At 60.8% G+C, this 21,288-nt stretch carries 24 protein-coding genes and 1 riboswitch; of the genes, 7 read left to right on the top strand and 17 right to left on the bottom strand.

All coding sequences use genetic code 11. The annotated features are described in order from the left end of the window. Window position 1: 1 nt before the first annotated feature. The 8 genes from KFZ77_RS05980 to moaA form a co-directional block, all read right to left on the bottom strand. A complete protein-coding gene (locus KFZ77_RS05980; RefSeq protein ID WP_264385715.1) occupies window positions 2-337 on the bottom strand; it encodes a type II toxin-antitoxin system RelE/ParE family toxin in 336 nt (111 codons plus the stop codon). A 17-nt stretch (window positions 338-354) separates the two neighbouring features. Further along, window positions 355-597, bottom strand: a complete 243-nt coding sequence (locus KFZ77_RS05975) for a type II toxin-antitoxin system Phd/YefM family antitoxin (protein WP_264385714.1) — start codon at window positions 595-597, stop codon at window positions 355-357. A gap of 112 nt (window positions 598-709) precedes the next feature. Continuing rightward, window positions 710-1,417 (bottom strand): Bax inhibitor-1/YccA family protein, encoded by a 708-nt coding sequence (locus tag KFZ77_RS05970; RefSeq protein WP_264385713.1) that lies wholly within the window; start codon window positions 1,415-1,417, stop codon window positions 710-712. Window positions 1,418-1,497: 80 nt separating this feature from the next. Continuing rightward, the gene (gene moaE, locus KFZ77_RS05965) at window positions 1,498-1,950 is read right to left on the bottom strand and encodes a molybdopterin synthase catalytic subunit MoaE (protein WP_031525034.1); all 453 of its coding nucleotides are present in this window, start codon (window positions 1,948-1,950) and stop codon (window positions 1,498-1,500) included. Continuing rightward, window positions 1,951-2,196 (bottom strand): molybdopterin synthase sulfur carrier subunit, encoded by a 246-nt coding sequence (moaD, locus tag KFZ77_RS05960; protein WP_264385712.1) that lies wholly within the window; start codon window positions 2,194-2,196, stop codon window positions 1,951-1,953. Next, on the bottom strand, window positions 2,189-2,674 hold the full coding sequence (moaC, locus tag KFZ77_RS05955) for a cyclic pyranopterin monophosphate synthase MoaC (RefSeq protein WP_264385711.1): 486 nt from the start codon (window positions 2,672-2,674) through the stop codon (window positions 2,189-2,191). Before moaC ends, moaD begins: the two co-directional genes overlap by 8 nt. Window positions 2,675-2,677: 3 nt before the next feature. Next, window positions 2,678-3,190 (bottom strand): molybdenum cofactor biosynthesis protein B, encoded by a 513-nt coding sequence (gene moaB / locus KFZ77_RS05950; protein WP_264385710.1) that lies wholly within the window; start codon window positions 3,188-3,190, stop codon window positions 2,678-2,680. 20 nt (window positions 3,191-3,210) lie between these two features. Then, complete coding sequence (moaA, locus tag KFZ77_RS05945) at window positions 3,211-4,200, bottom strand: GTP 3',8-cyclase MoaA (protein ID WP_031525027.1); 990 nt, start codon at window positions 4,198-4,200, stop codon at window positions 3,211-3,213. Next, a riboswitch (molybdenum cofactor riboswitch) is annotated at window positions 4,188-4,319 on the bottom strand. Its footprint overlaps the gene before it by 13 nt. Window positions 4,320-4,543: 224 nt before the next feature. On the opposite strand from moaA, the gene yvcK reads away from it, so the two are divergent. Continuing rightward, window positions 4,544-5,452: a uridine diphosphate-N-acetylglucosamine-binding protein YvcK gene (yvcK, locus tag KFZ77_RS05940; RefSeq protein ID WP_031525026.1), complete on the top strand. Its 909-nt coding sequence runs from the start codon at window positions 4,544-4,546 to the stop codon at window positions 5,450-5,452. Window positions 5,453-5,494: 42 nt separating this feature from the next. Here the strand turns inward: yvcK and uvrB are convergent, their stop codons facing one another. Then, window positions 5,495-7,513: an excinuclease ABC subunit UvrB gene (gene uvrB / locus KFZ77_RS05935; RefSeq protein ID WP_031525024.1), complete on the bottom strand. Its 2,019-nt coding sequence runs from the start codon at window positions 7,511-7,513 to the stop codon at window positions 5,495-5,497. A gap of 856 nt (window positions 7,514-8,369) precedes the next feature. On the opposite strand from uvrB, the gene KFZ77_RS05930 reads away from it, so the two are divergent. After that, window positions 8,370-9,080, top strand: coding sequence for an ABC transporter ATP-binding protein (locus tag KFZ77_RS05930; protein ID WP_264385709.1), 711 nt, complete (start codon window positions 8,370-8,372; stop codon window positions 9,078-9,080). Here KFZ77_RS05930 and bioD read toward each other — a convergent pair. From bioD to bioB, 4 genes are read right to left on the bottom strand one after another with little or no spacing between them, the layout of a single operon-like run. Further along, window positions 9,077-9,757, bottom strand: coding sequence for a dethiobiotin synthase (bioD, locus tag KFZ77_RS05925; protein WP_264385708.1), 681 nt, complete (start codon window positions 9,755-9,757; stop codon window positions 9,077-9,079). The two genes, KFZ77_RS05930 and bioD, sit on opposite strands and share 4 nt — an antisense overlap. Then, window positions 9,750-10,508 carry a malonyl-ACP O-methyltransferase BioC gene (bioC, locus tag KFZ77_RS05920; RefSeq protein ID WP_264385707.1) on the bottom strand — a complete coding sequence of 253 codons (759 nt, stop codon included), beginning with the start codon at window positions 10,506-10,508 and terminating at the stop codon, window positions 9,750-9,752. Before bioC ends, bioD begins: the two co-directional genes overlap by 8 nt. Then, on the bottom strand, window positions 10,489-11,643 hold the full coding sequence (gene bioF, locus KFZ77_RS05915; protein ID WP_264385706.1) for an 8-amino-7-oxononanoate synthase: 1,155 nt from the start codon (window positions 11,641-11,643) through the stop codon (window positions 10,489-10,491). Before bioF ends, bioC begins: the two co-directional genes overlap by 20 nt. Next, window positions 11,640-12,680 (bottom strand): biotin synthase BioB, encoded by a 1,041-nt coding sequence (gene bioB / locus KFZ77_RS05910; RefSeq protein WP_264385705.1) that lies wholly within the window; start codon window positions 12,678-12,680, stop codon window positions 11,640-11,642. Before bioB ends, bioF begins: the two co-directional genes overlap by 4 nt. A gap of 68 nt (window positions 12,681-12,748) precedes the next feature. Here bioB and bioA point away from each other — a divergent pair, with 68 nt between their 5' ends. The 4 genes from bioA to KFZ77_RS05890 all read left to right on the top strand — a co-directional run bounded on the left by bioA (window position 12,749) and on the right by KFZ77_RS05890 (window position 16,716). Continuing rightward, window positions 12,749-14,056 carry an adenosylmethionine--8-amino-7-oxononanoate transaminase gene (gene bioA, locus KFZ77_RS05905; RefSeq protein WP_406678800.1) on the top strand — a complete coding sequence of 436 codons (1,308 nt, stop codon included), beginning with the start codon at window positions 12,749-12,751 and terminating at the stop codon, window positions 14,054-14,056. 57 nt (window positions 14,057-14,113) lie between these two features. Beyond that, a complete protein-coding gene (locus KFZ77_RS05900; RefSeq protein WP_264385703.1) occupies window positions 14,114-14,794 on the top strand; it encodes a type 1 glutamine amidotransferase domain-containing protein in 681 nt (226 codons plus the stop codon). 15 nt (window positions 14,795-14,809) lie between these two features. Further along, entirely contained in the window at window positions 14,810-15,286 is a 477-nt protein-coding gene (locus KFZ77_RS05895; RefSeq protein WP_031525008.1) for a kinase inhibitor, read from the top strand. Window positions 15,287-15,405: 119 nt separating this feature from the next. Further along, window positions 15,406-16,716 carry a putative acyl-CoA thioester hydrolase gene (locus KFZ77_RS05890; RefSeq protein WP_264385702.1) on the top strand — a complete coding sequence of 437 codons (1,311 nt, stop codon included), beginning with the start codon at window positions 15,406-15,408 and terminating at the stop codon, window positions 16,714-16,716. A gap of 80 nt (window positions 16,717-16,796) precedes the next feature. Here the strand turns inward: KFZ77_RS05890 and pgl are convergent, their stop codons facing one another. Next, window positions 16,797-17,792: a 6-phosphogluconolactonase gene (gene pgl, locus KFZ77_RS05885; RefSeq protein WP_264385701.1), complete on the bottom strand. Its 996-nt coding sequence runs from the start codon at window positions 17,790-17,792 to the stop codon at window positions 16,797-16,799. A 140-nt stretch (window positions 17,793-17,932) separates the two neighbouring features. On the opposite strand from pgl, the gene KFZ77_RS05880 reads away from it, so the two are divergent. After that, window positions 17,933-18,751, top strand: coding sequence for a pyridoxal phosphatase (locus tag KFZ77_RS05880; RefSeq protein WP_031525002.1), 819 nt, complete (start codon window positions 17,933-17,935; stop codon window positions 18,749-18,751). On the opposite strand, the gene modC is transcribed toward KFZ77_RS05880, so the two are convergent. From modC to modA, 3 genes are read right to left on the bottom strand one after another with little or no spacing between them, the layout of a single operon-like run. Continuing rightward, window positions 18,752-19,810 carry a molybdenum ABC transporter ATP-binding protein ModC gene (gene modC / locus KFZ77_RS05875; RefSeq protein WP_031525000.1) on the bottom strand — a complete coding sequence of 353 codons (1,059 nt, stop codon included), beginning with the start codon at window positions 19,808-19,810 and terminating at the stop codon, window positions 18,752-18,754. Further along, entirely contained in the window at window positions 19,810-20,502 is a 693-nt protein-coding gene (modB, locus tag KFZ77_RS05870) for a molybdate ABC transporter permease subunit (RefSeq protein WP_264385700.1), read from the bottom strand. Before modB ends, modC begins: the two co-directional genes overlap by 1 nt. Beyond that, the gene (gene modA / locus KFZ77_RS05865) at window positions 20,499-21,272 is read right to left on the bottom strand and encodes a molybdate ABC transporter substrate-binding protein (protein ID WP_264385699.1); all 774 of its coding nucleotides are present in this window, start codon (window positions 21,270-21,272) and stop codon (window positions 20,499-20,501) included. Before modA ends, modB begins: the two co-directional genes overlap by 4 nt. Between the last annotated feature and the right edge of the window lie 16 nt (window positions 21,273-21,288).

The raw sequence follows: 21,288 nt of genomic DNA, 5'->3' as shown, positions 1-21,288 counted from the left end.
TTCAGAGGTGAATGAGTCGCTTAAACAACAATTGCCTGATGTCCTGCCGCTGTGCCAGCACAGCATGCGCGGTGATACGGTGCCCTTCCACGCTGTAAAGCACCCGATACCCCTCTTCGAGGTTGCACTCGCGATAACGCGCACAACCCAACTGCAGCAGCTCCGGGCAAACTTGTGCGCTCAGCGGAAAAGACCCTACCCGCGCTTCGAACTGGTTAATCAGCCGCGTGATAAGGGGAAGTGGCTCAACCCCACGTTGGGTCAGGTGAAAGGCGATGTCCTCAAGGCAGACTTTTACCGTGAGCGTATATTCGAAACTCGTGTTCACTTGCGTCATCATCCATCCTGATGAAATCAATCCTGTGACTGACCGATCCCCGCCAGAAGTGCCTCTTTAGACATGACGTTGCCGTCGAGTTTGTCCTGCTCAGACAGGGTCATCATTTTGAGCAGGGCAATCGCATTTTCGCGTTGCTGCTGTGCTGCCCATGACTCAATAACATACGCCGGAACGCCGTTCTGCGTCACCAGAATGGGTTCATCAAGTTCGAGCGTCGCCGCATTTTTTTTAACATAGCTGATGGTTTCTACGCGCATAAGAGTCTCCCTAAAGTGATAGTCTGAATATAGTCCTCATTCAGACTACAAACAATCCTGTATAAACAAAAACGCCGTGCAAATAGCGCGGCGTTTATCTGATTAATGAGGCTTAACGGCGGTTGCCGAATATACGCAGCAGCATCAGGAACAGGTTGATGAAGTCGAGATACAGCGTCAGCGCGCCGACAATCGAGTAGCGGCGCAGATTCTCGCGGTCGTTGACGTCAATCTGCTGACCGATGTTTTTCAGCTTCTGGGTGTCATATGCCGTCAGGCCAACAAACACCACCACCCCGATATAGGTCACGGCCCACATCAGCGCTTCGCTCTGCAGCCAGAAGTTCACCAGCGACGCCAGCACAATGCCGATTAACGCCATAAACAGAATGTTACCGAAGCCGCTCAGATCGCGTTTGGTGGTGTAGCCATACAGGCTCATGGCACCGAACATCCCGCCGGCGACCACAAAGGTGCTGGCGATAGAGCTGTAGGTGTAGACGAGGAAAATACTCGCCATCGTCAGGCCGGTAAGCGCGGAATAAAGCATAAACAGCGAGGTAGCGACCGCACCACTCAGCTTATGCACCAGGCCTGAGATCACGAACACCAGCGCCAGCTGGGCGATGATGAGCCCAAAGAAAGTGATCTTACTGGCGAAGACGAACTGCATCACCGCAGGAGTATTGGCCGCATACCACGCGATGAACGCGGTCAGGAACAGCCCGGAGGCCATCCAGCCGTAGACCTGCGCCATATAGGTTTGCAGGCCGCTGCGGCCCTGAACAATCGTGTCGTTAGAGTGTGGATATCGATCCATGATGGCTCCTTTGATATCAATGAACACCGGGCGAAGCGCCCCTGTGCCTTAAGACTAACACATCTGATAAAAGTCGCCCGCTACCAGCGTCCGGCGGCATCCTTGTCACTCTGCCGCGCATCGACCCAGCGCTCGCCCTCAGGCGTGGCTTCGCGCTTCCAGAACGGGGCGCGGGTTTTCAGATAGTCCATCATAAACTCGGCAGCATCAAAGGCCGCACCGCGATGCGCGCCGGTGACGCCGACAAACACGATCTCTTCCCCGGTTTTCAGCTCGCCGATGCGGTGAATAAGCGTGACGCGGGTCAGCGGCCAGCGTGACCGGGCTTCAGCCACGATCTCCGCCAGCGCCTTTTCGGTCATGCCCGGATAGTGCTCCAGCGTCAGGGCGGTGACGTTATCGCCGAGGTTATGGTTGCGCACTTTGCCGGTAAAGGTGACCACCGCGCCATCTTCGCCACAGGCAGCCAGCCACTGGTACTCGTCGCCGACGCTGAAAGGCGCATGGCCGACGCGGATGCGGGTCTGTTCCATTCAGCCTCCGGTAACCGGTGGGAAAAACGCCACTTCATCGCCCGCCTGCACAGCGTGATCGAGCGGCACCAGCGTCTGATTTACCGCCGCCAGCAGCTTGCCGCTCTCCAGCGCCAGCGCCCAGCGATCACCGCGCGTTGCCAGTTCAGCACGCAGCGCCTCAACCGTCGCGTAGTCGCCCTCCACCTGCAGGCTATCGCAGCCGATAAGCTCACGCACCTGGGCAAAAAACAGCACGTTAATCATGGTCGCCCGCCTTAAAGTCGCCGGATTTGCCACCGGATTTCGCCAGCAGGCGCACCGGACCAATCACCATATCTTTCTGCACCGCTTTACACATGTCGTAGATGGTCAGCGCCGCCACCGATGCAGCGGTCAGGGCTTCCATCTCCACGCCGGTTTTCCCCGAGAGGCGGCACAGGGACTCCACGCGCACGCGATTGTGCGCCGGCTCGGCCTGCAGCTGCACTTCCACTTTACTGAGCAGCAGCGGATGGCACAGCGGGATCAAATCCCAGGTGCGCTTGGCGGCCTGAATGCCGCCAATGCGTGCGGTGGCGAACACGTCACCCTTGTGGTGACTGCCGTCGAGGATCATCGCCAGCGTCTGCGGCGCCATGCTGATAAAGGCTTCGGCCCGCGCTTCGCGCACGGTTTCCGCTTTGGCGGATACGTCCACCATATGCGCTTCACCCGCCTCGTTCAGGTGCGTAAGTTGTGACATGAGCTATCTCTTCAGGTGGGGATGGAAATTACAGGGGCGGGTTCGGGCATCGAGCTGCGGCGCGATGATGTTTTCCCAGGCGGTGGTACAGGCTTTGGTCGAACCGGGCATCACGAAAATCAGCGTGCGGTTAGCCACGCCCGCCAGCGCCCGCGACTGCAGCGTCGAGGTGCCGATCTCTTCATACGAGAGCATGCGGAACACCTCGCCGAACCCTTCAACTTCGCGGTCAAACAGCGGCAGCAGCGCTTCCGGTGCCTGGTCGCCTTCGGTAAAGCCGGTGCCGCCGTTTACCAGCACCACCTGCACCTCATCATGGGCAATCCAGGCGGAGACCTGGGCGCGGATGGCGTAGCGGTTCTCTTTCACGATGGCGTTGTCCACCACCAGATGCCCGGCGTCGATCGCGGCGTCGCGCAGATAGTGGCCGGAGGTATCGTCTTCGTCCGTGCGGCGGTTAGACACCGTCAGAATAGCGATATTAAGCGGAATAAATTCAGCGCTGGGCTGGCTCATGATCTCTCCTTGCGGCGCGGTTAGCCGCCGATATACGACAGGTTCTGGGTGATGCCGGTATTGCCCTGATGCAGGAAGTGCGTCTGCTTTTTGTGGCTGAGCGCCCCGGCAATGCGGGCTTCCAGCGCAGCCTGCTGGCTGTCGTCCTGCAGCAGCTCGCGCAGATCCACCCCGCCATCGCCGAACAGGCACAGGTGCAGCTTGCCAACAGACGACACGCGCAGACGGTTACAGCTGGCGCAGAAATCTTTTTCGTAGGGCATGATGAGGCCGATTTCACCGGCGTAGTCCGGGTGGCAGAACACCTGCGCCGGGCCATCGCTGCGGCTGCGCAGCTGGCGGATCCAGCCGCGACGCAGCAGCTCATCGCGCAGCACCGCGCCGGAGAGGTGGTGCTTGCGGAACAGCTCGCTGCCCTCGCCGGTCTCCATCAGTTCAATAAAGCGTAACTGAATCGGGCGCGGCTGGATCCAGTTAAGGAAGGTGTCGAGCTGGTGATGGTTCACGTCGCGCATCAATACGGTATTCACCTTCACCCGCTCAAAACCGGCGTCAAAGGCGGCATCGATGCCGGCCATCACCTGATGGAATTTGTCCTGCCCGGTGATGGCGTGAAACTGACGCGCGTCAAGGCTGTCAACGCTGACGTTAATGGCGGTCAGACCGGCATCGCGCCACTGCGCCACGTCACGCGCCAGACGGTAGCCGTTGGTGGTGACCGCAATCTGGCGGATGGCGGCGTTTTCACGCACCGCAGCAATCACATCGGTGAAATCGCGGCGCAGCGAGGGTTCGCCACCGGTGAGGCGCACTTTCTCAGTGCCGAGCGCGGCAAAGGTGCGGGTCACCCGACGAATTTCATCGAGGTTCAGAAAGCTTTTATTGGTGACGCCGCCGGGCTTGTAGCCATCCGGCAGACAGTAGGTGCAACGAAAGTTGCAGACGTCGGTGATCGACAGACGTAAGTAATAAAACTTACGCGCAAATGCGTCAGTGAGTTGTGAGACCATGTACACCTTTCCAGTTCGGGAGGCACAGCTATTTCTGGCTGTACCCTGGTGGCTTATGCCACGGCCAGCGCGCCATATCCGAAGACCCAGGCGAGAAGGCTAGAGTGTTGTTTCATCAGTAAATGAAACAGGTAACTGCAATAGTAGCGCGTAAGCGAAGGTTGAACCATCGGCTTTTTCGCTATGTAAATATTTATATAACGCGCTTATTGCAGCAATTCGCAGCAGAATACGTGAAAGCAAATGAATTGCCATGATATGCATCATTTTACGCCGGTGACGGTTAGTTTTTTAACGTAATTTGCGCTACCGTAGCAGCGTCAGTCAGTGATAAGGATTTTCTATGCGTAATCGCACGTTTGCGGATCTTGACCGCGTTGTCGCTCTGGGCGGCGGGCACGGTCTCGGGCGCGTCATGTCGTCTCTCTCTTCCCTCGGTTCGCGCCTGACCGGTATCGTCACCACCACCGATAACGGCGGTTCTACCGGACGCATTCGCCGCTCCGAAGGCGGTATCGCCTGGGGTGATATGCGCAACTGTCTGAACCAGTTAATTACCGAACCGAGCGTCGCCTCGGCGATGTTTGAGTATCGTTTTGGCGGTAACGGCGAACTTTCCGGGCATAACCTCGGAAATCTGATGTTAAAGGCGCTGGATCACCTGAGCGTGCGGCCTCTCGAAGCCATCAATATCATTCGTAACCTGCTGAAGGTGGATGCGTTTTTGATCCCGATGTCGGAGCACCCGGTGGATCTGATGGCGCTGGATGCGGAAGGCAATCATGTATACGGCGAGGTGAGCGTGGACGCGCTGGAGCTGCCGCCGACGGAGCTGATGCTCTACCCGCCTGCGCCTGCCACCCGGGAGGCGGTCGATGCGATTGCCGAAGCGGACTTAATTCTGATTGGCCCCGGCAGCTTTTACACCAGCCTGATCCCCCTGCTGCTGCTGCCCGATCTTGCTCAGGCGCTGCGGCGCACCCCTGCCCCGGTGGTTTACATCGGTAATCTTGGTCGCGAGCTGAGTCCGGCGGCGGCGAGCCTGGCGCTGCATGAGAAGCTGGCGCTGATGGAACAGTACGTCGGCAAGAAAATCATTGATGCGGTGGTGGTCGGTCCGAAAGTGGACGTTAGCGGTATTGAAGGGCGCCTGGTGATCCAGGAGCCGCTGGAGGCCTCGGACGTGCCCTACCGCCACGACCGGCACCTGCTGCGCGCTGCGCTGGAAAAAGCGATTCAGGAACTGGGATAAGTACCCCCTCCCGCGGCGGGAGAGGGTCTCCGGGAGCAGGACTCAGGAGGCGGCGATAAACAGCTCGCGTAACTGATGCAGTTTGTCGCGCAGCTCGGCGGCCTGCTCGAACTCAAGGTTCTGGGCCGCCTCCAGCATCTGGGTTTCCAGCTGCTGGATCTTCTGGCTCAGCGCCTTCGGCGTCAGCGCCAGTTCATCATCCTCAACGATCACCGGACGTGACTTACCGCGCCCTTTGGCTTTGGTTTTCGCCAGCCCTTCGCCCAGCTGCAGGATGTCCACCACCTTCTTGTTCAGCCCCTGCGGCACGATGCCGTGCTCTTCGTTGTACTTCTGCTGCTTCTCACGGCGACGCTCGGTTTCGCTAATCGCCTTCGCCATTGACGGTGTGATCTTATCGCCGTAAAGAATGGCTTTACCGTTGACGTTACGCGCCGCACGACCGATGGTCTGGATCAGCGAACGTTCCGAACGCAGGAAGCCCTCTTTGTCGGCATCCAGAATAGCGACCAGCGAGACTTCCGGCATATCCAGCCCCTCACGCAGCAGGTTGATACCCACCAGCACGTCAAACTCGCCGAGGCGCAGGTCGCGAATAATCTCCATGCGCTCCACGGTATCGATATCCGAGTGCAGATAGCGCACCTTCTCGCCGTGCTCCTCCAGGTATTCGGTTAAGTCCTCGGCCATACGCTTGGTCAGGGTAGTGACCAGCACGCGCTCGTTAATGGCGACGCGCTTGCGGATCTCTGAGAGCAGGTCATCGACCTGGGTCGCTACTGGACGCACTTCGATAATCGGGTCGAGCAGACCGGTCGGACGCACCACCTGGTCCACGATTTCAGTGCCGGATTTTTCCAGCTCGTAGTTGCCAGGCGTTGCCGAGACGTAAATGGTTTGCGGTGCCAGCGCCTCGAACTCTTCAAATTTCATCGGACGGTTATCCAGCGCCGACGGCAGGCGGAAGCCGTACTCCACCAGCGTCTCTTTACGCGCCCGGTCGCCGCGGTACATGCCGCCAATCTGCGGAATGGTAACGTGGGATTCGTCCACCACCAGCAGGCCATCGGCAGGCAGGTAGTCAAACAGCGTCGGCGGCGCTTCGCCCGGCCCACGCCCGGAGAGGTAGCGCGAGTAGTTTTCAATACCCGAGCAGTAGCCCAGCTCGTTCATCATTTCGAGATCGAACTGGGTGCGCTGGGTCAGGCGCTGCTCTTCCAGCAGCTTGTTGTTTTCCAGCAGCGTTTTACGGCGGTCCGCCAGATCGACTTTGATCTCTTCCATCGCCTGTACGATGCGCTCGCGCGGCGTCACGTAGTGGGTTTTTGGGTAGACGGTAAAGCGCTGGATCACGGATTCAACGTGGCCGGTGAGCGGGTCGAACAGCGACAGGCGCTCCACTTCCTCGTCGAACAGCTCAACGCGCAGCGCGAAATCGTCAGACTCCGCCGGGAAGATATCAATCACCTCGCCGCGCACCCGGAAGGTGCCGCGCTGAAACGCCTGATCGTTACGCCCGTACTGCAGCTCCGCCAGCCGACGCACAATGGCGCGCTGATCGATGATCATGCCTTTGGTCAGGTGCAGCATCATCTTCAGATAGAGGTCCGGGTCGCCCAGACCGTAGATGGCCGACACCGACGCCACCACGACGACGTCACGACGCTCCAGCAGCGCTTTGGTTGCAGAGAGACGCATCTGCTCGATGTGCTCGTTCACCGACGAATCCTTCTCGATAAAGGTGTCGGAGCTCGGCACGTAGGCCTCGGGCTGGTAGTAGTCGTAGTAGGAGACGAAATACTCCACCGCGTTATCCGGGAAGAACTCTTTCATCTCGCCGTACAGCTGCGCCGCCAGGGTTTTGTTGGGAGCCAGCACCATCGTGGGGCGCTGCAGGTCGGCAATAACGTTGGCCACGGTAAAAGTCTTACCCGAACCGGTCACGCCAAGCAGCGTCTGATGGGCCAGGCCATCCTCCAGCCCCTCTTTCAGGCGACGAATCGCCTCAGGCTGGTCACCTGACGGGCGGAAGGCGGAATTTAATTTGAACGGTTTACTCATGGATGGCTACCTGATGACGATGTGCGCGGGCCGAGGGGTAATTTTACTCGCCATGCTATATTTTGCCAGTAAATTATACTGGATGGAAATCCAGTATCGAATGACAGGATGTGCGTTATCGGGTTAAAACATGGCCCGGTTGGGCGGGCTATTTCTTCTCTGGCGATATAAAACACCAGGCCAACGGTTTATCCCCAGAAAAAGTTGCCTTTTAACATTTGTCAAGGATGCATATAAAAGTTTCATGACAGGCGATGACACTTTTCTTACAGCCATTGCTTTTAATTAACGTGCTGATATTAAATAGTTTTTAAAAAAAGGCGGCTTTCGAGCCAATTCAGGCGTAACCCGCGTCCGCTCTCGCTTGTCGCATGTTTTCTAACTCTAATACACAAGGTTATCCACAGGAATAGTGGATAACTCAACCCGAGCCAGAGTGCTACTGCCCGCAAAAGATCCCTCCGGTTTGCGCAACGCGCCGCAAAAAAAAATTTATAGCAAAATTTTGCCGGTCTCACGCCCCGTTTCCGGCAATAGCTGCTAGCCGGTTAAGGCGGATCAAAAGCGATCCTTTTTCCTGATTCTGGTGCGTCTGCACCACCATACCGCGCGCTCAGGCTCGCAACAGGTGCAGCGCCGCCAGCAGCCTGCACGAACATGCAGCACCCGGCTGCTTTTTTGTCGGTATTGTCCCAAATAACGCCAACCCGCTGGTGATTTATCCGTGCTGGCAAGGGAATTGCAGAACTCTGTTCCTGGAACTCAACCCCGCCCGTGGGGCAAGGCGCTGGATGCCGGGTATCCGGGTTAGCAGCGGCCACGCCGCCTGAAGTTCCTCACCGAATAAGGAGTCAGCATGTTGAGTTTACGCGCGGTTAATCACTACTACGGCACGCATCACAGCCTGTGGAATGTCGATCTTGAACTGCTTCCCGGGGAGTGCACCTGCGTGACCGGGCTGCCCGGCATGGGCAAAACCACCCTGCTGAACTGCATTGCCGGTCATCTGCCAGTGGAGAGCGGCAGCATTCTCTGGCACGACGCCGGCAAGCCAGCCCGGGATCTTCAGGGCGTGAGCGCGGAGGCGCGCATGGCGTTGGGTATCAGTTACGTTCCCGAGGACCGGCGCATCTTTTCACGGCTGACGGTGGAGGAAAATCTGCAGCTGGCGATGATGGCGGCCACCGGGCAGCCGCAGGCGATCCCGGCGGATATCTTCGATCTGTTTCCTGAGCTGTACGGTTTGCGACAGCGGCGCGGTGCCGAGCTGGAAGAGGAGAGCCTGCATCAGCTCAGCCTCGCCCGGGCGCTGGTGACCCGCCCGCGGCTGCTGATCCTTGACGAGCCAACCCGTGGGATTGGGCACAATATGATGCAGACGCTGTGTGCGGTGATCGTACGCCTGAATCGTGAACTGGGGCTGACGGTGCTGCTGGTCGAACAGCGCCTGTCATTTATCCGCCACGTCGCTGATCGCTTCTGTCTGCTGCATCGCGGGCGCAACGTGGCGCAGGGAAGCGTCGCCCAGCTGGATGACAAGCTGCTGGCGCACTGGATGGCGCCTTAGCGCAGCCCGTCCAGTTGCAGGTAGCGGCCCACGTCCTGCTGCTCCGCCTCGCCGCCCAGCCACGGGATCTCCCCGAAGAACGGGGCGTCGATCTTCTGGCGCAGCGTGGTGAGGTATTCCGCATGGCGTTTACCCGGTGCCACCACATCGTTGGCGATCCAGCCTGCCAGCGGCAGCCCGGCGCTGCGCACCGCCTGAGCGGTAAGCATGGCGTGGTTGATACACCCGAGCTTCACCCCCACCACCAGAATCACCGGCAGCTGCTCGCTGACCGCCCAGTCAGCGAAAGTCTGGCTGGCGGAGAGCGGTGTAAACCAGCCGCCCGCCCCTTCCACCAGCACCCAGTCGGCCTGACGCTCGAGTTCCCGCAGGCCATGTGACATTGCCGTAAAGTCGAGCGGCACACCCAGCTCGGCGCTGAGAATATGCGGCGAGGTCGGCTCTTCAAACACGTAAGGATTAACCTGCTCGTAGGCCAGCGCCACGCTGCTGTTGCGCTGCAGAGCCAGCGCATCACCGTTGCGGATACCGTCCGGGGTGCGTTCGCTGCCGGAGGCCACCGGCTTGAAACCGGCAGTACGATACCCGCGCTGCGTCGCAGCCTGCAGCAGCGCGCAGCTGGCGACGGTTTTACCGACCTCGGTGTCGGTCCCGGTGACGAAATAACGTTTAGTCACGATGTAGTACTCCAAAAATCAGATGATAACTGAGGGTCAGGCCGTGCGCGTCCCGGGGCCAGGCCGCCTCAAGCCGGGCCAGACGCTGGCGTGTCAGCAGGCCGCCGTCGCGTCCGTCGTGCAGATGCGTTGCCCCGATGCCTTTCAGCGAACGCATGGCGCTCAGCGCGTCCGGGAAATGCAGCGTTACCGTCTCCTGGTGCAGCTGATGGTGCGGCGTCGGACACGCGGCAGCTATTGCCTCAGCAGCAAGAAACTGGTTGGCGTGCGGGCGCGCATCAACGCTTTGCCAGGCGGTATGCAGCTCGTGCAATGAGCCCGCAGCGAGCGTCGAGAAACCAACCACCCCGCCGGGGCGCGTTACCCGATACAGCTCCGCCAGCCCGTCGGCGAGGCGGGTGCACCACTGCACCGCCAGATTGCTCCAGACCAGATCGAACCGCGACTCGCTCAGCGGGATATGCTCAATGTCGCCTTCAACAAAGTGATGCGCCGTGCGGTGGCGTTGGGCGTGGGCCAACATCAGCGGTGAGAGGTCAAGCGCGGTTACTTCACAGCCCTGCTGCATCCAGTGGCGGCTGAACCAGCCGGTGCCGCACCCGGCATCCAGCACGCGCCGCCCTTTCAGCGCCGGGAGATGGGCGATCAGGCGCTCGCCGCTGATGCGCTGCAGATCGGCAAAGCGATCGTAGCTCGCCGCTGCCCGGCCAAACGCCGCGGCAACGGCCTGCTTATATACCGGCTGCGTCATGAAGCGCCTCCAGCAGAGTGTCGATGTCCTCATCCTCATGGGCGGCGGTGAGGGTGATGCGCAGCCGCGCCGTGCCCGGTGGCACCGTCGGCGGGCGAATGGCGCTGCACCCGATCCCGCGCTCGCGCAGCGTCGCGGAGAGGGCGAGCGCCGCGTGATTATCCCCGACGATCAGCGGCTGGATGGCGGTGTGCGAAGCAGCCAACTGCCAGGGAAGCTGCTGCGCGCCGTCGCGAAAACGCTGAATGTGACGCGTCAGCCTGGCACGCAGGGCATCCCCCTGCTGCACGCAATTCAGCGCGGCATGCAGCGCCACTGCCTGGGCCGGCGGCATCGCCGTGCTGTAGATCAGATGGCGGGCAAACTGCTCGAAATAGCAGGCGAGGCTCTCGCTGCACAGCACCGCTGCGCCGCTGACGCCAAAGCCTTTACCGAAGGTGACCACCAGCAGTTCAGGGTGGATCCCTGCGGCATTACAGCTTCCCCGCCCCTGCTCGCCCAGCACGCCGATACCGTGCGCGTCATCCACCATCAGCCAGGCCTGCGCCTCACGGCTCACGGCGGCGATCTCTGCCAGCGGGGCGCTGTCGCCGTCCATACTGAACACCCCTTCAGTGACCACCAGCTGCTGCCCCTCACAGGGCTTCGCCAGCGCCGCGCGCAGGGCAACAGCATCGTTGTGACGAAAGCGCGTGAGGGTGGCCGGGCTGAGGTGCGCCGCCTCCAGCAGCGAGGCGTGGCTCAGCCGATCCGCGACAATGCGATCGGGCTTTTGCGCCAGGGCCGCAATCACCGCCTGATTAGCAGCGAAGCCGGAGATAAACAGCAGCGCGCGCGGATAGCCGAGCCAGTTGGCCAGCGCCTGCTCCAGCCCGGCGTGCGCCTCGCTGTAGCCGGTTACGTGCCCGGAGGCACCGCTGCCAACGCCGTAGCGCGCCGCCCCCTGCTGCCAGCCAGCGATCACCGCCGGATGCTGGCTCAGGCCGAGATAGTCGTTGCTGGCGAAGTTCAGCCAGCGCTGCCCGTCCTGGAGGCGCCAGCGTCCGGCCCCCTGTTGATTAGCGGTCCGGGTGCGCAGCAGGCCGTGCTGACGGCGCTGCTCCAGCGCCTCGTCAATACGCGCCTGCCAGCTCACAGTGCCGCCGCGTTATAGAACTGGTCGGTATCGGCGTTACGCAGCCTGTCCACCAGCTGCGCCTGCTGCTCGTTGTCCCCCGCCTCAACGTGGGTCTGGGCCGGGTTCAGGCCCAGCTTACGGAACAGCTGCAGATCCTTGTCCTCTTCCGGGTTCGGGGTGGTCAGCAGCTTGCAGCCGTAGAAGATCGAGTTGGCCCCGGCCATAAAGCACATCGCCTGGGTCTGCTCGTTCATCTGCTCGCGGCCGGCAGAGAGGCGCACGAAGGAGGTCGGCATCATGATGCGCGCCACCGCGATAGTGCGGATGAAATCGAACGGATCGACATCGTCATTATTGGCCAGCGGCGTTCCTTTCACCTTCACCAGCATGTTGATCGGCACGCTCTCCGGCGGCGTCGGCAGGTTTGCCAGCTGCATCAGCAGCCCGGCGCGATCGGTAACGGTTTCACCCAGGCCGACGATACCGCCGGAGCACACCTTGATCCCGGCGTCTCGCACTTTGTCCAGCGTGTCGAGACGCTCCTGATAAGAGCGGGTGGTGATGATATTGCCGTAGAACTCCGGCGAGGTGTCGAGGTTGTGGTTGTAGTAGTCCAGCCCGGCGGAGGCCAGGCGCTGCGCCTGCGTCTCTTCCAGCGTGCCGAGCGTCATGCAGGTTTCAAGCCCCAGCGCTTTCACCCCCTGCACCATCTGCTCCAGGTAAGGCATATCGCGCTCGTGCGGGTTTTTCCACGCTGCGCCCATGCAGAAGCGGGTTGAACCGGCGGCTTTGGCTTTCTGCGCCGATTCCAGCACCTGCTCCACTTCCATCAGACGTTCGGCCTCCAGACCCGTCTTGTAGCGCGAGCTTTGCGGGCAGTATTTGCAGTCTTCCGGGCAGGCACCGGTCTTGATTGACAGCAACGTGCTGACCTGGACGTGCTGCGGGTCGAAGTGCTGGCGATGAACCTGCTGCGCTTCAAACAGCAGTTCCAGCAGTGGTTTATCGAATAATTCAGTAACTTGCGACAAAGTCCAGCGTAAACGGTGAGCCATCGGGCGTCTCCAAAGGGTGTTGTTCATGTTGATTTCGGTGTAGGATCGTAAACCTAAATGTTTTCACTTTGGTTTACAAGTCACGTATGACACCCGACGATCTTGCCTTTGACCAGCGCCATATCTGGCACCCCTATACCTCAATGACCGCCCCGCTGCCGGTCTACCCGGTGGTTGCAGCACGCGGCTGCGAACTGGAACTTGCCGGCGGCGAGTTGCTGGTGGACGGCATGTCCTCCTGGTGGGCGGCGATCCACGGCTATAACCACCCGCGCCTCAACGCGGCGATGAAAAACCAGATTGATGCCATGTCGCACGTCATGTTCGGCGGCATCACGCATCCGCCTGCCGTGGCGCTGTGCCGTAAGCTGGTGGCGATGACCCCGGCCCCGCTGGAGTGCGTGTTCCTCGCCGATTCCGGCTCGGTGGCGGTAGAAGTGGCGATGAAAATGGCGCTGCAGTACTGGCACGCCCGGGGTGAACCGCGCCAGCGCTTTCTGACGCTGCGCCACGGCTACCACGGGGATACCTTCGGCGCGATGTCGGCCTGCGATCCGGATAACTCGATGCACAGCCTGTGGAAGGGTTACCTGCCGGAAAACCTGTTTGCCCCGGCCCCCACCTGCGGGGTTGATGATGACTGGAACGAACTGGACATCGTGCCGTTCGCCCGGCTGTTTGCCGCCCATCGCCATGAGCTGGCCGCGGTGATCCTGGAGCCCATCGTGCAGGGCGCAGGCGGCATGCGCTTCTATCACCCGGAGTGGCTGAAGCGCATCCGTGCCATGTGCGATCGGGAGGGCGTGCTGCTGATCGCCGACGAAATCGCCACCGGCTTCGGGCGCACCGGCAAGCTGTTTGCCTGTGAACATGCCGGCATCGCCCCGGATATTCTCTGCCTTGGCAAGGCGCTGACCGGCGGCACCATGACCCTCTCCGCCACCCTCACCACCCGAAGCGTGGCGGACACCATCAGCAACGGCGAGGCGGGCTGCTTTATGCACGGCCCGACCTTTATGGGTAACTCGCTGGCCTGCGCCGTGGCGAACGAGAGCCTGGCGATACTGGAGAGCGGCGAGTGGCGCACCCAGGTTGCCGCCATCGAAAGCCAGCTGCGGGCGGAGCTGGCACCCTGCCGCGAAAGCCCGCAGGTACGTGACGTGCGCGTGCTGGGCGCTATCGGCGTGGTGGAAACGCACCAGCCGGTCAACATGGCGGCGCTACAGCGCTTTTTCGTCAGTCAGGGCGTGTGGATCCGGCCTTTCGGGCGGCTGATTTACCTGATGCCGCCGTATGTTATCTCTCCGGACCAGCTGGCGCGTCTGACCGCTGCCGTGGTTAACGCAGTTAACGACCCGGCGCTGTTTCAGAGTTAACCTCAGTCGGGGATGCACTACACTTCGGTAAGGCTTTTTACGACACCGGAGGTAAGCATGAAGATTCTGATGGTCCTGACATCCCACGATAAACTTGGCGACACCGGCAAACCGACGGGCTTCTGGCTCGAAGAGTTTGCCGCGCCCTGGTACGTGTTCCGCGATGCGGGTATCGAGGTGACGCTCGCGTCGCCGGCTGGCGGCCAGCCGCCGCTGGATCCGAAAAGCGACGAGCCGGATGCACAAACCGAGGCCACCGACCGCTTCCGCGCCGACAGCGCCGCGCAACAGGCGCTGGCGTCTACCCATCGACTCAGCGAGATCAACATCGACGAATACGATGCGGTGTTCTATCCCGGCGGCCACGGCCCGCTGTGGGATCTGGCGGAGGATCGCCACTCCATTGCCCTGATTGAAAAATACTGGGCCAGCGGCAAGCCGGTGGCGACGGTGTGTCACGCCCCGGGCGTGCTGCGCCATGCGAAAAAGCCGGACGGCACCCCGCTGGTGCAGGGGAAACGCGTCACCGGCTTTACCAACAGCGAAGAGGACGGCGTCGGGCTGACGAATGTGGTGCCATTCCTGGTAGAGGACGCGCTGAAGCAGAACGGCGGTCAGTTTGAGCGCACCGATGACTGGGGTGAATTCGCCATCACCGATGGTCATCTGATTACCGGCCAGAACCCGGCTTCATCGGCGATCGCCGCGCAGGAGCTGGTGAAACTACTGAATCTGTAATGTGCAGGAGCTGCAATGAAGTTAATCAGTAACGATTTTAGCGACGGGGACAAGCTCCCCGCTCGCCACGTCTTTAACGGTATGGGGTACGAGGGCGACAATATCTCGCCCCATCTCGCCTGGGATGAAGTGCCGCCGGGGACTAAAAGCTTTGTCGTCACCTGCTACGATCCTGACGCGCCTACCGGCTCCGGCTGGTGGCACTGGGTGGTCGCCAATATTCCGGCGGATACCCGGGTGCTGCCGCAGGGGTCGGGGTCCGATCTGGTAGCGCTGCCCGAGGGCGCGATCCAGACCCGCACCGACTTTGGTTATGCGGGCTACGGCGGGGCTGCACCGCCGAAAGGGGAAACCCACCGCTACATTTTCACCCTGCACGCGCTGGACGTGGAGCGCCTGGACGTCGATGAAAATGCCAGCGGCGCGATGGTTGGGTTTAACGTTCATTTCCACGCCCTGGCGAGCGCCACGCTGACCGCGCTGTGGATCTGAGATATTTTGTTACTTATGGAAGCCGGTTTGTACAAATCGGCTTCCCGTTTGGCTCAACTTAGTATAAAAAGGCTGGTTTCTCAGGTACCTCTTTTTAACTTGCATAGCTGGAGCCACCCTTGAACATATTTCCGGTATCCCGTCTGGCGCTGATGCTTGCTGTCGGCGTGACACTGACCGCGTGCAGCTCAACGCCGGCGGACCAACGTCCGTCCGAACAGCACGCCCCTGGCACCGCGTCACGTCCGGTATTAACCGCTGACGAAGCGCAGAACTTCACCGCCGCCCGCTACTTTGCCTCTACCAATCCGAATGCGGCCCCGTGGTCCCCTTATGCCATTCGTCTGCCTGCGCAGCCTGACTTTGTGGTCGGCCCGGCGGGTCAGAGCGGCGTAACCCACACCACCATTCAGGCTGCGGTTGATGCCGCCATTGCCCAGCGCTCCAGCCAGCGCGTCTATATTGCCGTTCAGCCCGGTGAATATCAGGGCACGGTCTATGTTCCGGCAGCCCCGGGCAGTATCACGCTGTACGGCCTCGGCGACAAACCGCTGGATGTGAAGATCGGCCTCGCGCTGGACTCCGAAATGGACCGCAACACCTGGCGTCGTACCGTGAATCCGTCCGGTAAGTACATGCCTGGCAAACCGGCCTGGTATATGTTCGATAACTGCCAGAACAGCCGCAACGCCACCGTCGGCGTGATGTGCTCAGCGGTAGTCTGGTCGCAGAACAGCGGTCTGCAGCTGCAGAACCTGACCATCGAAAACAACCTCGGCGACAGCGTCGATGCAGGTAACCACCAGGCGGTGGCGCTGCGCAGCGACGGCGATAAAGTGCAGATCGACAAGGTCAACATTCTGGGTCGTCAGAACACCTTCCTGGTGACCAACAGCGACGTGCAGAACCGCTTCGTAACCAATCGCCAGACCCGTACCCTGGTCACCAACAGCTATATTGAAGGCGATGTGGACGTGGTAGCCGGTCGCGGCGCGGTGGTGTTTGATAACACCGAGTTCCACCTGGTGAACAGCCGTACCCAGCAGGAAGGCTACGTGTTTGCCCCGGCAACCCAGGCCAACATCTATTACGGTTTCCTCGCCACCAACAGCCGCTTCACCGCCGCGGGCGATAACGTTGCCCAGCTGGGCCGCGCCTGGGATCTGGAAGCGGGTGAAAACGGCTACGCGCCGGGCCAGACCGCTAACGGCCAGGTGGTGATCCGCGACAGCGTCATCAACGAAGGCTTTAACACTGCGAAACCCTGGGGCGATGCCGCCAGCTCGAAGCGTCCGTTTACCGGCAACGTCGGCACTCAGGATGACAAAGGCAACATCACCCGCGACCTGAACGACGCGAATGCTAACCGCATGTGGGAGTTCAACAACCGCGGCGTGGGCAGCGCCGTTGTCGCCGAGCCGAAGCAGTAACGGTTCCCGGCACAAAAAAAGGGCGTATCTGCGGATACGCCCTTTTTTATTGGCTTATGATGCTCAGAAAGTGGTGCGCATTACTGCGCGTTGATGACCACCCACATCGGCCCCTGGCCTACGGCATAACGCCCTTTTTCGCTCAGCAGCCCCTGCGCACCGTCGATAGCGTACACCGCGATATGGTGTGATTTCTGCCCGGCAGCGATCACGTATTTTCCGCTGTTATCAATATTGAAGCCGCGCGGCTGGGTTTCAGTGGGCTGGAAGCCCTCCAGCGCCAGCACGCTGCCGTCTTCGGAGATGCTGAACACCGTCAGAATGCTGGCGGTGCGGTCGCAGGTATACAGATGGCGACCATCCGGGGTGATGTGAATGTCTGCGGCCCAGCGGGTGTCGGTAAAGTCCGGCGGCATAATATCCAGCGTCTGAATGCATTCGACGTTGCCGTGGGCGTTGCTGAGTTGCCAGACGTCCACCGAGCCGTTCAGCTCGTTAACGCAGTAGGCGAATCTCTGATTCGGATGGAACGCCATATGACGCGGGCCTGCGCCCTCCACGGTGGTGACTTCCGGCGGCGTCTGCGGTGCCAGTTTGCCGTCCTCGCCGAGGGTGAACAGGCAGATGCGATCCTGCTTCAGCGCCGGCACCCACAGGGTGCGGTTGTCCGGCGAGATGTTCGCTGAGTGGCAGCCTTCGAGGCCTTCAACCACATCAACAATTTCCCCCGGCAGGCCGTCATTCAGGCGCGTGACGCTGACGCAGCCCGCGTTATAGGAGCCGCAGAACAGGAATTTCCCGCTGTGGTCGGTAGAGATATGCGTCGGGCTGCCCGGCAGCGCGCTGTGACCCGCTTCGGCGAGAATGCCGTCTTCCGGAGAGATGCGGTAAGCGATAACACGAAACTCCGGTCGTACGCCAACGTAGAGGAAGCGCTTATCCGGGCTGACCACCATCGGCTGCACCTGGCCGGGTACGTCAACGACCTGCAACAGCGTCAGGTCGCCCTGCTCGTCAAGACGCCAGACGTGGATCTGCTGGCTCTCGGGACTGGCGGTATAAACGGTTTGTTTCATGAATGCTCCTTTCCTGAAAACGGTGAACGTAGCCACAAGGGTAGCGTATTTATCTGTCGGTGCGCTCCGGGTTTTGCCGGGACAGCATCACGGTGTATCCTGCTGCGCAAACTTTATGATGCAACAATCTGGACTGACGAATGACCTTTCGCGTAATCGCACTCGATTTAGACGGCACGCTGCTGACGCCGCAGAAAACCATCCTGCCGGAATCACTGGAGGCGCTGCGTCGTGCGCGCGAGGCCGGTTTCAAACTGGTGATCGTTACCGGTCGCCATCACGTGGCCATCCATCCTTTTTATCAGGCACTGGAACTGGATACACCTGCAATTTGCTGCAATGGCACTTATTTGTATGATTATCATGCAAAAAAGGTCATTTCAGCCGACCCGCTGCGCCCGGAGCAGGCCATTGCCCTCACCGACATGCTGCACACCCATCACATTCACGGGCTGATGTACGTTGATGACGCGATGATGTACGAAACCGCCACCGGCCACGTGCTGCGCACCCAGAACTGGGCCCAGCGCCTGCCGGAAAATCAACGCCCGGTGTTTACCCAGGTGCCTTCCCTGAAAGAGGCGGCGCAAGAGGTGGAGGCGATCTGGAAATTTGCGCTGACGGATATTGATACCCTGAAGCTCAACGCCTTCGCCACGGAAGTGGAGCAGACGCTGGGGCTGGCCTGTGAATGGTCATGGCACGATCAGGTGGACGTGGCGCAGAAAGGCAACAGCAAGGGTAAACGCCTCGCTGAATGGGTAGCATCCCAGGGGCTGAGTATGGAAAACGTGGTGGCGTTCGGCGACAACTACAACGACCTCAGCATGCTGGAGCCGGCAGGCCTCGGCATCGCGATGGGCAATGCCGATGACGCCATCAAAGCGCGCGCCGACCGGGTGATCGGGGATAATACCGGCACCAGCATCGCCGACGCGCTCTATCAGTACGTGCTGTAATCAGGCGGTAATCGAGACGCTTTTCACCTGGGCATAGAGCCACAGCCCGGGTTTGATGGCCAGTTCGTCCCGCGCCCAGGGGCTGATGCGCGCCCACAGCGTGCGCCCCGCCACGTCCAGTTCGACTTCCACCTGGCCGTTATCGTCATAGCACTGCTTCACCTGGGCGCGCAGCAGATTACGAATGCTGCTGTACTGCGGAGGTTGCAGCACCAGCGAGACGTCCGAGGCCTGAATGCGGATGCGCAGCGACGCCTGCAGCGGCTGGTCGAGGCGGTTGACCCAGACGTGCTGATCGCCAATCGCCAGCGCTGTCATGGCGTAGTGCGGATGGTGCTCCAGCACCGACACTTTCAGTACGCTGCTCTGCTGCTCCGGCGGCAGCCACGGGTGCATCACCCGGCTGCCCCACACGCTTTCCAGCGGACCAAAGGCCTTTACCGCCCCGTTCTCCAGCACCAGCACGTTATCCGCCAGCTGCTGGATCTCATCCAGCGAGTGGCTGACATACAGCATCGGCACCGAAAATTCCCGCGCCAGACGTTGCAGCCAGGGGAGCAGCTCGCGCTTGCGCGGCAGGTCGAGCGAGGCCAGCGGCTCGTCGAGCAGCAGCAGTTCGGGTGCGGTGAGGATCGCGCGGCCAATCGCTACCCGCTGCTTCTCCCCGCCCGACAGCGAGCCGGGCAGACGGTCCAGCAGCTTTTCAATCCCGAGCAGCGCCACCAGCTTGTCGAATTGTCCGGCCATGCTTTTTGCCATGCCGTATTTCAGATTGCCCGCCACCCGGTAATGTGGGAACAGGCGCGAATCCTGGAAGATGTAGCCGACGCGGCGTTTCTCAGGTGGGAGAAACACCTGCTGCGCGGTGTCGCTGAGCACGCGCTGATTGAGCACGATGCGCCCCTGCTCAGGCCGGGTCAGGCCGCTGATGGCGTTGATCAGTGAGGTTTTCCCCGCCCCGGATACGCCGAAGATGGCGGTGATGCCGGTGGTGGGCAGCGTCTGCTGGACCTGCAAGCGGTGGCTGCCCAGCGTCTGGGTGAAATCAAGCTCCAGCATCAGGCACTCCCCAGCCGCTTACGGCTGATGCCGGCCAGCCATTCGGCGACCATCAGCGACACCAGCGCCAGCACAATGGCAATCACGCACAGGCGCGCGGCGGCGCTTTCGCCGCCAGGGGTTTGGATCAGGGTATACATCGCTGACGGCAGGGTGCGGGTTTCGCCGGGGATGTTCGAGACGAAGGTAATGGTCGCGCCAAACTCGCCCAGCGAGCGGGCAAACGCCAGCACGGTGCCGGCGATAATGCCGGGCAGCATCAGCGGCAGCGTAATGGTAGCGAACACTCGCCAGCGCCCGGCGCCGAGGGTGCGCGCCGCCTGCTCCAGCCGCAGATCAACGGCTTCAAGCGCGAGGCGAATAGCCCGCACCATCAGCGGGAAAGACATCACGCAGGCCGCCAGCACCGCGCCGCGCCAGCTGAAGGCAAAGGTCAGCCCAAACCAGTCGTGCAGGTATTTGCCGATAAATCCGTTGCGGCCCATCGCCACCAGCAACAGGTAGCCCACCACCACCGGCGGCAGCACCAGCGGCAGGTGGATCAGGCTGTCGAGCAATGCTTTGCCCGGAAAGGTGCAGCGCACCAGAATCCAGGCGAGAAGCACCCCAAAAGGCAGGCTCACCAGCACTGCCAGCGTAGAGACTTTCAGGCTGAGAAGCACCGCCTGCCATTCAGGTTCACTCAGGATCATTTTGCCGTGGTAAATCCGTAACGTGTAAATATCGCCGCGGCCTGCGGGCCTTTCAGATAATCATAGAAGGCTTTGACCGCCGCGCTGTTGTGGTCGGCGACAATCGCCATCGGGTATTCCACTTTTTTGTGCGAGCTTTCCGGGAAGGTCGCCACCACTTTCACCTCTTTACTGGCGATAACGTCTGAGCCGTACACGATACCGAACGGCGCTTCGTTGCGCTCCACCAGCGCCAGTGCGCCGCGAACGTCATCCGCCGGGGCTAACTGCGGGCTGACGCTCTCCCAGGCACCCAGCTTTTGCAGCGCTTCTTTGGCATAGATGCCTGCCGGTACGTGTGCCGGATCGCCCACCGCCAGACGGCCACCGTTGAGCAGCGCTTTCCAGTCGATTTTATCGCTGATGGTGAAAGGCTTCTGGCTTGAGGCTTTCGGTGCTACCACCACCAGGCTGTTGGTCAGCAGGGTAATGCGCGTCGGTTTATCCACCGCCTGCTTGTCGGCGGCGTAATCCATCCACTTCTGATCGGCGGAGATGAAAATATCGGCCGGAGCGCCCGCTTCAATCTGACGCGCCAGGGTTGAGGAGGAGGCGTAGGAGGCTACCACCTGCACATATTTCTCTTTGGTGTAACCGGCGCTGATCTCCTGCAGCGCGTTGGTCAGTGACGCCGCTGCGAAAACGGTGATCTTCTCTGCGGCCTGCGCAGAATGCACCACTGCCAGTGAAAGCGCTGCGCCAGCGGCCAGTCGAACCCATGATGTCGCCATGATTTACCTCATCTTA

The sequence above is a fragment of the Siccibacter colletis genome (assembly GCF_025914095.1).
Lineage (GTDB): Bacteria > Pseudomonadota > Gammaproteobacteria > Enterobacterales > Enterobacteriaceae > Siccibacter > Siccibacter colletis.
Note: the sequence above shows the minus strand (reverse complement) of the source record. Positions and strands in the feature narration are given on the sequence as shown.